The following is a 15,217-nucleotide window of genomic DNA, read 5'->3' as shown; positions in this document are numbered from 1 at the left end:
AGGAGACCACGATGACCGGAACCGGCGACAGGGCTCTGCACATCCACTCACCGGCGGGTCTGCCGTTCATCGATGTCCGGCGCGAGTTCGACGCACCCGTGTCCGCGGTCTTCCGGGCCCACGCGGAGCCCGAGCTGGTGGCCCGCTGGCTCGGTCCCGCCGGCTACGAGATGTCGGTCGAGGAGTACGACTTCCGCAGCGGTGGCCGGTACCGCTACGTCCACCGTGATCCCGGCGGTGCGGAGTACGCCTTCCACGGCGTGTTCCACACGGTGCGGACGGACGAGTTGGCCGTGCAGACCTTCGAGTACGAGGGCTTCCCCGACGTGGTGAGCATCGAGTTCCTCACGTTCGTCGACCTGGGTGACCGCTGCCGGCTGGAGGGCCACTCGGTGTACCCGACGATGGAGGCGCGGGACTCGATGGCGGCGAGCGGGATGGAGAAGGGCATGCGCGAGGGCTACGAGCGCCTGGACGATCTGCTGGGCTGACCGGGCGGTCACAGGCGCAGCGCGGGGTCCATCCGCTCGATCAGGGTGTCGAGAGTGATGGGCAGGTCTCGCACCCGGACACCGCACGCGTGGAACACCGCGTTGGCGATGGCGGCGGGCGACCCCACGATGCCGATCTCACCGATCCCCTTGCTGCCCATCGGATTCAGAGCGTCGTCGTGCTCCTCGACCCAGATCGCCTCGATGTCCGCGACGTCGGCGTCCACCGGGAGGTGGTACTCCGCGAGGTCGGCGTTGAGGAAGCCGCCGTGCCGACGATCCACGATGCCCTCCTCCATGAGTGCCATGCCGATACCGAACACCATGCCGCCCAGGAGTTGTGAGCGCGCCAGCCGAGGATTCAGTACGCGCCCCACGGAGAAGACGCCCAGCATCCGCGTCACCCGGACCTCCCCCGTGTCGACGTCGACGTGTACCTCGGCGAAATGGGCGCCGAACGCCTGCCGCGCCAGCGCCGCACGCTCCTCGAGGTCGTCGGTGGTGTCCGCGGTGGCCGTCGCACCCGGCGAGAGGTCTCCGTCCGAGCGCAGCGCACGACAGGCCTTGGTCACCGCCCAGCCCCACGACGACGTGCCCGAGGACCCGCCCGCGCCGGGCGCGGTGGGCAGCGCACTGTCCCCGACATGGATGTGGACCCGGTCCAGCGCGACCTCCAGCGCGTCGGCTGCGATCTGGGCGAGCACCGTTCGGGCGCCGGTACCGATGTCCGACGCGGCGACGGACACGTCGACCGTCCCGTCGTCGCGGACGGTCGCCCGCGCCGTGCTCGGCGATGTCATCGCGGGGTAGGTCGCCATCGCGACACCGGTGCCGACGAGGGTGCGCCCCTCGCGGCGCACCGCGGGCCGCGGGTCGCGCCCGGACCAGCCGAAGCGTCGCGCGCCCTCCTCGAACACGGCGCGGACGGTCCGCGAGCTGTAGGGGTCCCCGTCCGCGGGGTCGACCGACGGCTCGTTCCGCAGCCGCAACTCGACGGGGTCCGTTCCGAGCGCGTGGGCCAGTTCGTCGACCGCGCACTCGAGGGCGAACATGCCGGGCGCCTCACCGGGAGCGCGCATCCAGCGTGGTGTCCCGACGTCCAGTGCGACCGCGCGGTGCGTGGTCGAGACGTCGTCGATGTCGTACACGTGGCGACTGCCCTCGGAGGTCTGCTCCACGTACTCCATCACGGTGGAGGTCTGCTGGAGCGAATCGTGCAGCAACGCCGTCATCGAGCCGTTCGCGTCCGCGGACAGTCGGACCCGTTGGATCGTCGGCGTCCGGTAGCCGACGAAGTCGAAGGTCGACCGACGTGGGACCGGGAACGAGACCGGCCGACCCACGACGGACGACGCCATGGCAGCCACGACAGCGTTCGGTCGGGTGCTCCCCTTCGATCCGAAGCCGCCGCCCACGTGCCGGGCGATGACGCGCACGGCGTCCGAGTCGACGCCGAAGAGATCGGCGAGATCTCCGGCCACTCCGGACGGCGCTTGCGTCGAGTCCCAGACCGTGAGGGTCGACCCGTCCTCGCTCCACGCGGCGATCGACGCGTGCGGTTCCATGGGCGCATTGTGTTCGGGCGGCGTCGTGTAACGGACGTCGACGCGCACCGCGGACTCCTCGAAGCGCCGCTCCGGTTCCCCGGTGACGACATCGGTGTCGAAGCCCGCGTTCACCTGCTCGGGTGCGTAGATGCCCGGGTGATGCTCTCGTAATTCGTTGTCGCACTGTCGACTCTCGTACGTGACGTCCAGAACGGAGGCCGCGTACGTCGCCTGCTCCGACGTCTCCGCCACGACCACGGCGACGATCTGCCCGCGGTAGGCGACGACATCGGACTGGAGCACCTGCAACTCGCCGTCCCCGGCGGACCCGAGCGTCGGAGCGTTGCCGTGCCACAGCACGGCGAGGACACCCGGAAGCGTCAGCGCCGAGGCGCGGTCCACGTCCAGCACGCGCCCCGCCGGAACGGCGGCGACGACGATCGCCGCGTGGGCCGGTTCTCCGCCGACGTCCCGGTACTCCGCCGCGTACCGAGCGGCTCCGGTGACCTTGTCGCGGCCCTCGAGCCGCGCGACCGGTGTTCCCGTGACGGTCATCGGGTGGCCGCCTCGTCTGCGGCCGCGTCGGCGAGGGACATCACGGTGGAGGCCACCGTCGACGCGAGGAGCGACAGCTTGTAGTCGTTGTCGGGGAACGTGTGTGCCGCCGCGAGCTCGTGCTCCATCGCAGCGATCACGCCGCTCCGGGACGGGATCGCCCCGAGCAAGTCGGACTCCGCGACCGTGGCCCGCCACGGCTTGTGGGCAGCTCCGCCGAGCGCGATGCGCGCCGTGGTGAACACCCCGTTCTCCACGACCACGACGGCGGCGACCGACACCCTCGCGAAGGCGTAGGACGCACGGTCCCGCACCTTCCGGTAGGTCGAGCGCGCACCGGGTGGAAGCGGCGGTATGTCGAGATGTGTCACCCACTCGTCCTGTCGCAGAGTCGAATCGCGTTCGGGTGCGGACTCGGGAAGCCGATGCAGATCGGCGAACCGGATCTCGCGCACTCCGTCGGTCCCGACGACGGTGACAGTGGGATCGAGCACTGCGAGACCCACGGCCATGTCCGAGGGATGGGTGGCGATGCAGTGCTGCGATGCGCCCAGCACCGCGGCGTTGCGCCGATCGCCGTTCAAGGCCGAGCAGCCCGAGCCCGGTTCACGCTTGTTGCACGCGGTGTCGACGTTCATGAAGTACGGACAGCGGGTGCGCTGGAACAGGTTCCCACCTGTGGTCGCCATGTTCCGCAGTTGACCAGACGCACCCGAGAGCACGGCGCGCGACAGGACGGGAAACTGCGAACGCACGACGGGGTCGGCGGCCAGATCGCTGTTGCGAACGAGGGCCCCGACGCGCAGACCCGGCACCCCGCCGCCACTGCCGTCGTTCCACTCGATGTCCGCCAGGGCCAGACCCGTGATGTCGACGAGCCGGTCCGGGGTCTCGATTCCCAGCTTCATCAGATCCACGAGGTTGGTTCCGCCGGCCAGCACGCGGGTGGACCCCTCGGCGAGTGCGGACGCGATGGTCGACGCGTCGGCGGCACGGTCGTACGCGAAGGTTCTCACTGTTCCGCGCCCGTCTCCATCGTCCGATCGGATCTGCCGTCGACGTTCTCTCGCACGGCATCGACGATGTTGGGATAGGCGCCGCACCGACAGATGTTGCCGCTCATCCGTTCACGGATCTCCGCGTCCGAAGCCGTCGGCACGCTGTCGAGGTCCTCGGTGACGGCGCTGGGCCATCCGTTCTTCACCTCGTCGAGGACAGCGACGGCGGAGCAGATCTGACCGGGGGTGCAGTAACCGCACTGGAACGCGTCGTGCGCGAGGAACGACGCCTGCACGGGATGCAAGTCCTCTCCGTCGGCGAGCCCCTCGACGGTGGTGATGTCGTCGTCCTGCGCCGCGACGGCCAGCGTCAGGCAACTGACCACGCGCCGACCACCGGACAGCACCGTGCACGACCCGCACTGGCCGCGGTCGCATCCCTTCTTCGACCCGGTCAGCCCGAGCCGTTCACGGAGCGCGTCGAGGAGGGTCGTCCGGACGTCGCACTCGATCCGGTGCTCCTCGCCGTTGACCGTGAGGCGTACTCCGACATCTCCTGTGGCGAGGCTCATACTCCGGGCTACCCTGCGCTCCCGCCGTCAAACCGTCCCCGGAACACCGGACTACAGGGGCAGGGCGCTCTCACGCACGGCGCCGGGCGCGTCGACCGGGGGCACGATGCGTCGGAACCACTCGGTGCCGAACGCGGACGCGAGATCCTCGTCCGACATGGGGATGAACGGGCCGAAGTCACCGATCTGCGACTCGTGCACCACCATCGCCGCCCGCTTGGCGGCCAGGACCCCGGACACGTCCACCGCGGTGGTGAGTTCCGACTCGGGCAGGCCGAACGCCTCGATGTCGAGCTGCGAGGCGTCCTCGTTCTCGCCCGGATCCCAGTTGGGGTTCGCCGTCATCATCTCGCGCATGCGGTCACGGTTCATCGTCGCCTCGTAGACGAACGGCACCTCGGCGATGGCCGCGGCGCGCACCCCCACGTGGTGCACCTGCACGTGGTCGGGATGGCCGTAACCACCGTGCGAGTCGTAGACCGTCAGGACACGGGCCTGCTCCTCGACGAGAACGTCCGCGAGCCGCCGAGCGGCCTCCTCGACGTCCACGTTGGCGAAGGCGTGCGGGTTCGTGTTGCCCTCGGTCCCGGCCATCCCCGAGTCCGCGTATCCCAGCAGGACCACACGCTGCGCACCCAGCACCTCGGCCGATCGCTCCAGCTCGCGCTGCCGACGATCGTGCAGCGACTCGCCCTCGGTCAACAGGCCGTCGGGCACCTCACCGAGCGCACCGTCCGTCGCCGTCACCAGCACCACTCGGTGGCCGGCGTCGGCCGCCGACCGCATGATCCCGCCGGTGCCGAACACCTCGTCGTCGGGATGGGCATGAAAGCACACCAACACACTCATCGGCAGATGGTCGCACGGGCGCGGTGCGCGGGCTCGATCACGTCGGGTGTCGACCCGCCGCGTCGGTGCGCCGACAGATCGTGATTGTCGCCGTCGCTTCCGGGGAACGCGATGCGTCATGACGCAGAGGAACGAGACGGTGGACGACGTGTGGGACGACTGGAAGGACGCGGTCACCATGACGCGGAAGGAGCTCGAGGACTGGCTGACGACCGACGAGTCCCGCTCCGTCGGTGACTCGAAGGACGGTGAGTCGACGGGGCACGAGATGGGGCGGCGCATCACCTCGATCCTGGACACGAAGAAATCCGATCTCACGGACGACGACGTCGCCGCGATGCGCAAGGTCGTCGGATACGTGCACCGACATCGCGCCCAGGGCCCCTCGAAGGACGTGGAGCACTCGCGGTGGCGCTACTCGCTGATGAACTGGGGACACGATCCGCTGAAGTGACACCCACGTCAGATGAGGAGCAGGCATTCGGAGCCGATCGGCGTTCGGATGTTTTCTTCTCTCGATTCGGGATATTCACGACCTAGCTCGTCGGCGTGTTCATCACTCACGGTGTTCGACGGCCCGCGTACTTCCGCCTGCTCTCGACATACCCGCGGGCCCGACGTTCTGTCCGATCCGGTCTCCAGCCGACCTCGACTTGCACCACCGACAGTAGCGAGACGTCGTTCAGTCACCAGCGACGACTCGGAACGCACGATCCGAGGGACGGATTCCTCATGCGCATCGCCATGGTGTCAGAACATTCCAGCCCGCTCGCCGCGCCGGGCGGTATCGACGCCGGGGGGCAGAACGTCCATGTCGGATGCCTCGCCGTCGCCCTCGTCGCCCGCGGCCACGAGGTGTCGGTGTTCACCCGACGCGATTCGCGCGAACAGCCCGACGAGGTCGTCGTCGACGAGGGCTACCGCGTCGTCCATGTTCCAGCGGGTCCGCCCGAGCCGGTACCGAAGGACGAACTACTGCCCCACATGGGCGACTTCGCCTCGCACCTGGCCGAGCGCTGGACGCGAGACCGACCCGACGTGGTCCACGCCCACTACTGGATGTCGGGCTTCGCGACCCAGCTCGCGGCGCGTCCGCTCGCGATTCCCACCGTGGTGACGTTCCACGCACTCGGTGTGGTCGAGCGTCGGCACCAGGGCACGCGGGACACGTCGCCGCCGAGCCGACCCAAGATCGAGCGGCTCATCGCACGCGGAGCCGATCACGTCGTCGCGACGTGCTCGGACGAGGTCACCGAACTGGTCCGGATGGGCATACCGCGCCGACGGGTGTCGGTGGTGCCGTGCGGCGTAGACCTCGAGAAGTTCCAGCCGGCGCCGGTCAGCTCTCCCGGCCCCGCGCGACGGCGGCGGTTGGTCGCGGTCGGCCGTCTGGTGCCTCGCAAGGGTTTCGACCTGATGATCGCGGCTCTCGCGTCGATTCCGGACACCGACCTCATCATCGCCGGCGGCGAGCGCAGCGACGTCTCGAACGACGACGAGGCTCGACGCCTGAAGCAGATCGCGATCGCCCACGGTGTGGCCGACCGCGTCCGCCTGGTCGGGCAGGTCTCCCGTGAGGCGATGCCCGACCTTCTCCGCTCCGCCGACATCGTGGTCTGCACTCCCACGTACGAGCCGTTCGGCATCGTGCCGCTCGAGGCGATGGCGTGCGGGATCCCTGTGGTAGCCACCGCGGTCGGCGGTTTCCTCGACACCGTGATGGACGGTGTCACCGGCGTGCTGGTCCATCGCCGCACACCTGCCGCCGTCGCCGACGCCGTCCGTCGCCTGCTGAACGACGAGGGTCGACGCACCGGCTACGGCATGTCGGCCGCCGATCGCGCTCGCGCCCGGTATTCGTGGGAGCAGATCGCCGTCGACACCGATCGGGTCTACCGGTCATTGCTTCCGGAGCCGACCTCCACCGACACCGCGGACGTATCGGGGGACGACCAGCTGGACCGGGTGTGAGGCCCTGTCACCAGCCCGCGACGAGAACGCGTCGGCCGTCCGTACCGATGCTGCTCATCGGGGCTCGATACCCTGGAAAAACCCCGTCAAACTCCCCACCCGGCGCTCGGAGCCGGTGTGGCATCGGTCGGACTCGGCTGCTTGAATGGCCTTTCTGGACCGAACACCGAAAGGCAGGACATCCGATGTCGATCGCCGAGAACACCACGGACGCATTCCGTGTCGACACCGAATGGCACGACGACGCAGCGATCCTGACAGTCGTGGGCGAACTCGATCTGGCCACCGCGCCGATTCTTCAGGACGCGGTGGACGCCGTACGGACCACGGCGTCGAGCGCGCTGATCATCGATCTGACGGGTGTCGATTTTCTCGCGTCGGCCGGTATGACCGTGCTGGTGACCTCGCATCAGGCGGTGGGCGACGACGTCGCCTTCGCCGTCGTCGCCCGCGGTGCGGCCACCGCTCGCCCCCTGCAGTTGGTCGGTCTCGACGAGACGTTCCCCGTGCTCGACACCCGCGAGGCGGCGCTCGCGGCCGTCACCACGTCCGGTTCGCCCGTCGACGACCTCGCATGAGCAGCGCTCCCGGTGTGAGGACCGGGCACGCGTGGGGTACTCCTCCCCTCGTGATCGACGACGCGACGACTGAGCACCACCAGCCCCCCACCCAGTTGTCCCTCACCGATCTCGACGCCGAACCGCAGCGCATCACCGACGCTCGTGTCCGCTTCGGTGCGTGGTTGATGCACACGCCGTTCGACACGGCGCGGACGTACGACATCGTGCTCGCCGTCTACGAGGCGATGGCCAACGTCGTCGAGCACGCCTATGCCGCCACCACCGGTCGACGCGTCTTCGACCTCCAGGCCACCTACGACTCCGCGCGGCTCGAGGTCGCCGTCCGTGATCACGGGACGTGGTCCGACTCGTCGCCGGGGCCCCTCCGTGGCCGCGGTCTGCCGCTGATCGAGACCCTGTCGGACGACGTCACGCTGTCGTCCGCCGACTCGGGCACCACCGTGACCATGGCATGGGACGTGGCACCGACATCCGGCATCGACACCGACGATCAGGTCTCGTAGACTCGTACGCGATTGCTGAGGCTCCCCGTGAGTCTCTCCTCCTCCAGCCCCGGGGAGAGCATTACCGCTCTCGTCTCACCGGAGGCTTCGTGACTGCACTCTCGTCCCACGCGTTCGACTCCCCGCGCCGTGCCACGTCGAGAACGGCGATCGATGCCCTCGATCTCGGTCCCGACCTCGCGCAGGCCGCCGAGGCGGCACGCCTGGCCGCGTTGGACCGGTACGACGTCGAGCACACCGCCGCCGACGGCGCCTTCGACCGCATCGCCCGCCTCGCGGCCCGCTGGTTCGACGCGCCGTACGCGTCCGTGTCCATCATCGATGCCGACCTGGTGCGGTTCACCGCCACCTACGGCGACGGGCTCCCGGACCACACCGAACGTCACGACGCCCTGTGCACGATGGCGATGACGCACGACGGGCCGTTCGTCGCGTCGGACACCCTGGCGAACCCGGCCACCGCCGGTAGTGCCTTCGTCCGCGGCGATCTCGGCATCCGCTTCTACGCCGGCGCCCCCATCGTGACCGCCGACGGCTTTCGGCTCGGCACGGTCAACGTCTACGACGTGGTGCCGCGCACGGTGTCCGACGATCGCGCGGACATCCTGATGGAACTGGCCGACATCGCGATGGACGAGTTCGAGTTGCGACTGTCGGCCGCGACCACCGTGCGCGCCGAGCGGGAACTCCGCACGCGCGCCGAGGCGGACTCCGCGATCATCGGTGACTACGCCGCCGTGCTGCAGCGCACGCTGCTCCCACCCTCCCTTCCCACCATCGAGGGTCTGACGCTCGCGTCGCACTACCACGCCTCGTCACCCCTGCAGGTCGGCGGCGACTTCTACGACGTCTTCGCACTGGGCAAGGACCGGTGGGCGTTCTTCCTCGGCGACGTCCAGGGCCACGGTGCCGGCGCCGCGGCCGTCACCTCGCTGGTCCGCTACACCCTGCGGGCAGCGGCGCTGCACCACGACGATCCGACGGAGGGGCTCGCCGAGCTCAATCGACTGTTGTTGATGGACACCTCGCATCAGCGTTTCTGCACCGTGCTGTTCGGTGTGATCACCCCGGATCCTCGCGGCGGTTTCCGCGTCACACTGGCGACGGGCGGGCACCCACCCGCCCTGCTCCTCGATCCCGCTCGCGGCGAGGTGCACGAGATCCGTTCCAGTACAGGCATGTTCGTCGGCGCTCTGCCGAACGCGACCTTCAGTGCGTGCAGTTTCCGGTTGCAGGAGGGGCAGACACTGCTGCTCTACACGGACGGCATCACCGAGGCACGTCCCGACGGGCGCACCATGTTCGGCGAGGACGGTCTCGCGCAGTTCACGCAGGCCCGCCTCGGACTGTCCACGACGAAGATGGTCGAGGATCTGGTCGCCCTCATCCCCGACCTCTCTCCGATCGACGACATCGCCCTACTCGCGCTGGGCGCCTGACCGGGCGTGGTCGCGCAGCAGGCGTAGCGCGCGTTCGATGGTCGCGGCCAGGACGTCCTTCGGGTCGCCCTCGAAGACCACGCGCTCCGCGCTGGTCGTCCCGTGGTCGGCGATGCCGAACCAGACCGTTCCGGGTTCCACGTCCTCGTTCGTCTCCGGTCCCGCCTCACCGGTGACGGCCACGGCGAGATCCGCGCCGAGCGCCGACGCCGCTCCGCTCGCCATGGCCGTGGCGGCCTCCTCGCTCACCACGGGGCCGCGGGGTACCTGCAACAGCGAGTACTTCACCTCGCTGGCGTAGGCGACGATCGACCCGCGGAACCACGTTCCGGACGACGACGCGCGGCCCAGGTTGGCAGCGATGTTCCCGGCGGTGAGCGACTCGGCGGTGGCGATACGGAGGTCGCGTTCGAGTGCGAGTTCCGCGATCTCCGAACAGAGCTCGGCGAGATCCTCGTCGGTGTCGACACGCTGCTCCGGTTCGGCCGCCTCGCCCTCGATGAGTTCCTCGGTCTCGACGTGGTGAGACATGTGTCTTCCGTTTCCTCTCTCAGTGCTGCACGGACCGGTAGTCCTTCCCGCTCCGTCCGGTGACAAACATCCCCGGCACGCGCGGAGGATCGGCGCTAGCGTTGAGTCATGCCAAGCCTTCGCGACACCATTCGAACCGAACTCGAGGTCCGTCCGACCATCGATCCCGCAGCGGAGATCGACACGCGGGTGGGCTTTCTCGCCGACTACGCCGTCGCCACCCGAACTGCCGGCTTCGTACTCGGCATCAGTGGCGGACAGGACAGCACACTCGTGGGACGCCTGTGCCAGCTCGCCGCGGAACGCGTTCGCGCCGGCGGCGGCGACGCGACGTTCATGGCCGTACGACTCCCCTACGGTGAGCAGGCGGACGAGGCCGACGCGGCGATCGCGCTCGATTTCATCCGCCCCGACACCACGGTGACGGTGGACGTCAAGCCGTCCGCGGACGGCGCAGGCGTGGCGGCTGCCACGGCCCTCGGAGTCGATCGACTGCGCGACTTCGTTCGCGGCAACATCAAGGCACGCGAGCGGATGGTCGCCCAGTACGCGCTCGCGGGCGAGCGGAACCTGCTCGTCGTCGGTACCGATCACGCTGCCGAGGCCGTGACGGGGTTCTTCACCAAGTACGGCGACGGCGGTGTGGACCTCACGCCGCTGACCGGCCTGACCAAGCGCCAGGGTGCGGCCCTGCTGCGCGAACTCGGTGCCCCGGAGAGCACGTGGAAGAAGGTACCCACGGCCGACCTCGAGGACGACCGGCCGGCGCTGCCCGACGAGGAGGCACTGGGTGTGACGTACGCCCAGATCGACGCTTACCTCGAAGGCAAGGACGTGCCCGACGAGGCCGCCGCCACCATCGAGAACTGGTTCGTCAAGACCCGGCACAAGCGCACCACTCCGGTCACCCCCAGTGAGACGTGGTGGCGCTGACCGTCTCGGTCGGTCGGTGTGATCCTGCTCCGAACGGGTAATCCCCCTCACAGCGCTCGAGAAGTGAGGCGTCGACGCATTCCGGTGTTTCGACAGGAGATGAACAGATGGACATCGACACGGTGGTCTGGACCGAGACCGGTCCGCGGCAGGAATGGTGGGAGGCCGTGATGGCACGGTGCGGAGCGGAGACTGCACGACCGGTTCCCCTCGACTCGGCACCCTCCCGCCGAGAACGACCGGACCATGCCGACACCCCGACCAGGCGTGCGGGCTGACCGGACCGACGAACGACGAAGCCCCCGAGGATCGATGATCCTCGGGGGCTTCCGTGTGAGTGGATCAGGAGATGCCGACGATGTCCTTCGCCAGCGCTGCCAGACGAGTCTGCGCGGCGGAGACCACCGAGTGGCGGTTCTTGTTGCGCTCCTCGTAGGCGACCACGGTGCGCAGATCTGCCGGATCGGTCAGTTCCTTGATCTCGGCGACTGCTGCGGCGACGTTCAGACCGTCGTAGTCGGCGATGGGAAGTTCGTGCTCCTCGAGCGTCCCGCCGGCCGCACGGGTGCGGTGGATCGCGTCGGCGACACCGGTCGCGCCGCCGTCACGAGTGACCTCCTCGGCCGTCTCGAGTGCCGCGTCGCGGCTCGCGGTGACAGTGTCGACGGCCAGTTCGGTCGCGCGCTGGCCGCGGCCGATGAGGGTGGACACCTTCGCGGGAACGTCCTTCGCCGTGCCGACGACGCGGTCGACACCTCGCGACGACCAGGTGACCGGCGTGTTGATGAGACGCACGGCAGCACCGGTGGCGGCCTGGATCGGCGTGCGGCGCAGTGCGGCCGGTCCACCGAGGGCGTCCTCGGCGAGGACGGTGGTGAGCCACTCGACGGTCGCCGTGTGGGCGGTCACGAGATCGTCTGCGAGCGACACGACGCCCGGCGTGGACGCGGTCGTGGCGAGAGCCTTGACGTAACGGGCGCGGTCGAGCAGCTGGTGCTCCAGCGCGAGATCGCCGAGAAGGGCCTCGTCGAACGGCTGCGCCTGCTCGCCGATGGCCTTGAGCAGCGCGGTGAGGCGCCCGACGACGGGTGCGACGACGCCGGGGAAGCCGCCGAGTTCACGAATGGCGGCATCGATGCGAGCAGCGCGATCGCGTCCGTTCGACGCGTTCTGCAGCAGTTCCTCGCGGACAGCTTCCGTCCGAGCCTGTGCGACGCGGGTCTCGGCCACCTGAACCTCGGTGTTGGTGAGCGCGAGCAGAGCGCGAAGCTGGGCGACGAGCGTCGCCCGTTCGGTGTGTGCGGTGGTGCTGACCATGTGATGTGCCCCCTGTGATGGAAGTTGAGTCTCGGTGCAAGAGCAGCCGGAACGACCGCTCCGTGTCGTTCGGTGACAGATCGTGGTTACCCGCCGGTACAACGGGGAAAACGCAGTGTGACGAGGCACATTCCCCGCGATCGAAGGAGTTCTCATGGCCGACGAACTGGACGAGACGATGCTCGACTCCGTGCAGGAGAAGATCGACGAGGCCAAGCAGGCGGCGGGAGACATCCCCGAGCGGCGTGAGGGCGGGCCGGATCAGGACGATCTCCACGATTCCTCCGACGGTGCCGCCGAACAGACCGGCGACGCGGCGGAGGCGACACTCGACGAGTTCCGCAACGCCGACGGTGACCGTGACGAGGGCATGACCGAGGGCGGCGGCGGAGGTCAGGGCGCCGCCTGAGTGGGCTGAGCGATCCGTCTCATCACGTCGGCGACCAGTCCGCTCCGCGATGCGTCGACGGTCTGTGTGCAGAGATCCGCGTTCACCGCGGATCTCTGCACACAGGTTCTCCGCCCGCGCGACGTGCGCCTCAGAGCTGCTCGAGGTGGCGGTCGAGGGCGTCGAGAAGCGGAACCTGCCCGCTCAGCAGCCGACGCCGCGCGGACTCGCGATCACACCACTCCACGCGGTCGACCTCGGGAAACACCAGCCGTCGCCCCGATCTGGGTGGCCACTCCATCTCCACACTGTTGCTCACGGCGGTCGAGGGGTCGAGTTCGCCGCGCACGGCGAACGCACGAACCGACTTGGCCCTGGACTGCGCGACCGTGCCGAGATCGATCCAGTCCCCGTCGGGCACCGGGGACCCGAGTTCCTCCGCGAACTCTCTGGCCGCCGCTGTGCGCGCATCCTCGGTGTCGGCGTCGTACTCGCCCTTCGGTATGGACCAGGCGCCGGCGTCCTTGCGCGCCCAGAAGGGTCCGCCGGGATGCGCCAGCAGCACCTCCAGCTCGCCCCCACCCCCGCGGAACAGCAGCACACCGGCACTCGTCCTCATTCCAGGATTCTGTCGGATCACGTTTTCTCGCGATCGTGTCGGGTACGCGGTCCGCTGCACGAAGCGGCCGTTCCACAGAGCAGTCAAGGAGCCGACACATGACAGACGTCGCGTCGCAGGGGTCGACACCGGCAGACGACCGGGACTTCCTCACCAATCGTCAAGGGCATCCCGTCTACGACAACCAGAACCAGCGCACCGTGGGCTCACGCGGTCCGGCCACCCTCGAGAACTACCAGTTCCTCGAGAAGGTCAGCCATTTCGATCGCGAGCGCATCCCGGAGCGCGTCGTCCACGCCCGCGGAGCCGTCGCCTACGGCTATTTCGAGGCCACCGGGAAGTGGGGTGACGAACCCATCGAGAGGTACACCCGCGCGAAGCTGTTCGCCGAGGCCGGCAAGCGCACGGACCTCGCCGTCAGATTCTCGACGGTGATCGGCGGGCGCGATTCGTCCGAGGCCGCGCGTGACCCCCGCGGCTTCGCGATCAAGTTCTACACCGAGGACGGCAACTGGGACCTCGTCGGGAACAACCTGGGCGTCTTCTTCATCCGTGACGCCATCAAGTTTCCCGACGTCATCCACTCGCTCAAGCCGGATCCGGTGACGTTCCGGCAGGAGCCCGCGCGCATCTTCGACTTCATGTCGCAGACGCCCGAGGCGACCCACATGCTCGTGAACCTGTTCTCCCCCCGCGGGATTCCGGCCAACTACCGGACGCAGCAGGGTTTCGGAGTGAACACCTACAAGTGGGTCGACGCCGAGGGCGAGACTCACCTGGTGAAGTACCACTGGATCCCGAAGGCGGGAGTCGCGTCGCTCACCGAGGAGGACGCCGCCGCGATCCAGGCGAACGATCTGGGCCACGCGAGCAAGGATCTGTACGAGCACATCGAGCGCGGCGACTTCCCCGAATGGGAACTGCGCGTGCAGGTGATGAGCGACGACGAGCATCCCGAGCTGAACTTCGACCCGCTCGACGACACGAAGGTGTGGCCGGAGAACGAGTTCCCGCCGAAGGTGGTGGGCCGCATGGTGCTGGACCGCAACGTCTCGAACCACTTTGCCGAGAACGAGCAGATCTCGTTCGGCACCGGTGTGCTCGTCGACGGCCTGGACTTCTCCGACGACAAGATGCTGGTCGGCCGGACCTTCTCGTATTCGGACACCCAGCGCTACCGCGTGGGGCCGAACTACCTGCAGCTGCCCGTCAACCAGGCGAAGAACGCGCGGGTGTCCACGAACCAGCAGGGCGGCCAGATGCAGTACTCGGTGGACAACACCGGCAGCAATCCGCACGTGAACTACGAGCCCTCCATCACGGGCGGTCTCCGTGAGGCCGAGTACCCGACGCACGACGAGCAGGGTCCGGAGATCCACGGCCGCCTCACCCGCAAGCGGATCGATCGCACCAACGACTACGAGCAGGCCGGTCAGCGGTACCAGCTGATGGACCAGTGGGAGAAGGACGACCTCGTCGCAAACCTCGTCGCGAACATCTCGGAGGCGACGCGCGAGGTGCAGGAGCGGATGGTCTGGCACTTCTTCATGGCCGACGACGAACTCGGCGCCCGCGTGGGAGAGGGGCTGGGCATCTCGGCCGACGACGTCCGCGGACTCGAACCGCTCGCATCGCAGACCCTGTCGGAGGAGGAGGACCGGCGGCGCGCGAATCTCGGGAAGAACGGCCCCCGCGATGTCGCCGACCTGCAGATGACGCACTGCGTCCCGAACGAACGCGCGACGACTGCCGGATGACGTCGTCATGACGCAGGTGTGGACAGCGTCACTCCGCGGGGTTATCGTCGGAGACGCAAGCCGAACAGGTCGTAGGACGAACTCGAGGCAGGTGGTGCGTATCAACACGGTGACGACGAGACACGTGTTCATTCCGACGCGAGGACGATCACGCGGAGCCTGTTCT

General features: G+C 68.6%; 16 protein-coding genes. 9 read left to right on the top strand and 7 right to left on the bottom strand.

From position 1 onward, the window contains the following. The first annotated feature begins 11 nt into the window (after positions 1-11). Positions 12-491, top strand: a complete 480-nt coding sequence (locus ASG69_RS02940; RefSeq protein WP_056447338.1) for an SRPBCC family protein — start codon at positions 12-14, stop codon at positions 489-491. Positions 492-499: 8 nt separating this feature from the next. Here the strand turns inward: ASG69_RS02940 and ASG69_RS02935 are convergent, their stop codons facing one another. From ASG69_RS02935 to ASG69_RS02920, 4 genes are read right to left on the bottom strand one after another with little or no spacing between them, the layout of a single operon-like run. Further along, positions 500-2,593, bottom strand: coding sequence for a xanthine dehydrogenase family protein molybdopterin-binding subunit (locus ASG69_RS02935; RefSeq protein ID WP_056447336.1), 2,094 nt, complete (start codon positions 2,591-2,593; stop codon positions 500-502). After that, positions 2,590-3,609 carry an FAD binding domain-containing protein gene (locus tag ASG69_RS02930; RefSeq protein ID WP_056447334.1) on the bottom strand — a complete coding sequence of 340 codons (1,020 nt, stop codon included), beginning with the start codon at positions 3,607-3,609 and terminating at the stop codon, positions 2,590-2,592. Before ASG69_RS02930 ends, ASG69_RS02935 begins: the two co-directional genes overlap by 4 nt. Beyond that, positions 3,606-4,163, bottom strand: a complete 558-nt coding sequence (locus ASG69_RS02925; RefSeq protein WP_056447332.1) for a 2Fe-2S iron-sulfur cluster-binding protein — start codon at positions 4,161-4,163, stop codon at positions 3,606-3,608. Before ASG69_RS02925 ends, ASG69_RS02930 begins: the two co-directional genes overlap by 4 nt. 51 nt (positions 4,164-4,214) lie before the next feature. Continuing rightward, complete coding sequence (locus tag ASG69_RS02920) at positions 4,215-5,012, bottom strand: PIG-L family deacetylase (RefSeq protein ID WP_056447330.1); 798 nt, start codon at positions 5,010-5,012, stop codon at positions 4,215-4,217. Positions 5,013-5,130: 118 nt separating this feature from the next. Between ASG69_RS02920 and ASG69_RS02915 the strand changes: the two genes are divergently transcribed. The 5 genes from ASG69_RS02915 (at position 5,131) to ASG69_RS02895 (ending at position 9,506) form a co-directional block, all read left to right on the top strand. After that, positions 5,131-5,466, top strand: a complete 336-nt coding sequence (locus ASG69_RS02915; protein ID WP_056447328.1) for a DUF3140 domain-containing protein — start codon at positions 5,131-5,133, stop codon at positions 5,464-5,466. 278 nt (positions 5,467-5,744) lie between these two features. Then, positions 5,745-6,983, top strand: a complete 1,239-nt coding sequence (locus tag ASG69_RS02910) for a glycosyltransferase (RefSeq protein ID WP_056447606.1) — start codon at positions 5,745-5,747, stop codon at positions 6,981-6,983. Between the two features lie 185 nt (positions 6,984-7,168). Continuing rightward, on the top strand, positions 7,169-7,561 hold the full coding sequence (locus ASG69_RS02905; RefSeq protein WP_051612937.1) for an STAS domain-containing protein: 393 nt from the start codon (positions 7,169-7,171) through the stop codon (positions 7,559-7,561). Then, entirely contained in the window at positions 7,558-8,067 is a 510-nt protein-coding gene (locus ASG69_RS02900; protein ID WP_056447326.1) for an ATP-binding protein, read from the top strand. The genes ASG69_RS02905 and ASG69_RS02900 overlap by 4 nt, the downstream gene beginning before the upstream one ends. Positions 8,068-8,156: 89 nt before the next feature. Next, entirely contained in the window at positions 8,157-9,506 is a 1,350-nt protein-coding gene (locus ASG69_RS02895; protein WP_235578823.1) for a PP2C family protein-serine/threonine phosphatase, read from the top strand. On the opposite strand, the gene ASG69_RS02890 is transcribed toward ASG69_RS02895, so the two are convergent. Beyond that, complete coding sequence (locus ASG69_RS02890; RefSeq protein ID WP_081821031.1) at positions 9,486-10,037, bottom strand: CinA family protein; 552 nt, start codon at positions 10,035-10,037, stop codon at positions 9,486-9,488. The genes ASG69_RS02895 and ASG69_RS02890 overlap by 21 nt on opposite strands. A 108-nt stretch (positions 10,038-10,145) precedes the next feature. On the opposite strand from ASG69_RS02890, the gene nadE reads away from it, so the two are divergent. Further along, positions 10,146-10,970 carry an ammonia-dependent NAD(+) synthetase gene (gene nadE, locus ASG69_RS02885; protein WP_056447323.1) on the top strand — a complete coding sequence of 275 codons (825 nt, stop codon included), beginning with the start codon at positions 10,146-10,148 and terminating at the stop codon, positions 10,968-10,970. 342 nt (positions 10,971-11,312) lie between these two features. On the opposite strand, the gene ASG69_RS02880 is transcribed toward nadE, so the two are convergent. After that, positions 11,313-12,287 carry a hypothetical protein gene (locus tag ASG69_RS02880; RefSeq protein ID WP_027503970.1) on the bottom strand — a complete coding sequence of 325 codons (975 nt, stop codon included), beginning with the start codon at positions 12,285-12,287 and terminating at the stop codon, positions 11,313-11,315. Between the two features lie 154 nt (positions 12,288-12,441). On the opposite strand from ASG69_RS02880, the gene ASG69_RS02875 reads away from it, so the two are divergent. Next, positions 12,442-12,696: a hypothetical protein gene (locus ASG69_RS02875; RefSeq protein WP_027503971.1), complete on the top strand. Its 255-nt coding sequence runs from the start codon at positions 12,442-12,444 to the stop codon at positions 12,694-12,696. A gap of 130 nt (positions 12,697-12,826) precedes the next feature. On the opposite strand, the gene ASG69_RS02870 is transcribed toward ASG69_RS02875, so the two are convergent. Continuing rightward, complete coding sequence (locus ASG69_RS02870; protein WP_056447321.1) at positions 12,827-13,294, bottom strand: NUDIX domain-containing protein; 468 nt, start codon at positions 13,292-13,294, stop codon at positions 12,827-12,829. 98 nt (positions 13,295-13,392) lie between these two features. On the opposite strand from ASG69_RS02870, the gene ASG69_RS02865 reads away from it, so the two are divergent. Continuing rightward, the gene (locus ASG69_RS02865; protein ID WP_056447318.1) at positions 13,393-15,051 is read left to right on the top strand and encodes a catalase; all 1,659 of its coding nucleotides are present in this window, start codon (positions 13,393-13,395) and stop codon (positions 15,049-15,051) included. The last annotated feature ends 166 nt before the right edge of the window (positions 15,052-15,217 follow it).

It is taken from the genome of Rhodococcus sp. Leaf225, assembly GCF_001426145.1.
GTDB lineage: Bacteria > Actinomycetota > Actinomycetes > Mycobacteriales > Mycobacteriaceae > Rhodococcoides.
This window is presented reverse-complemented; position numbering and strand designations above follow the sequence as displayed.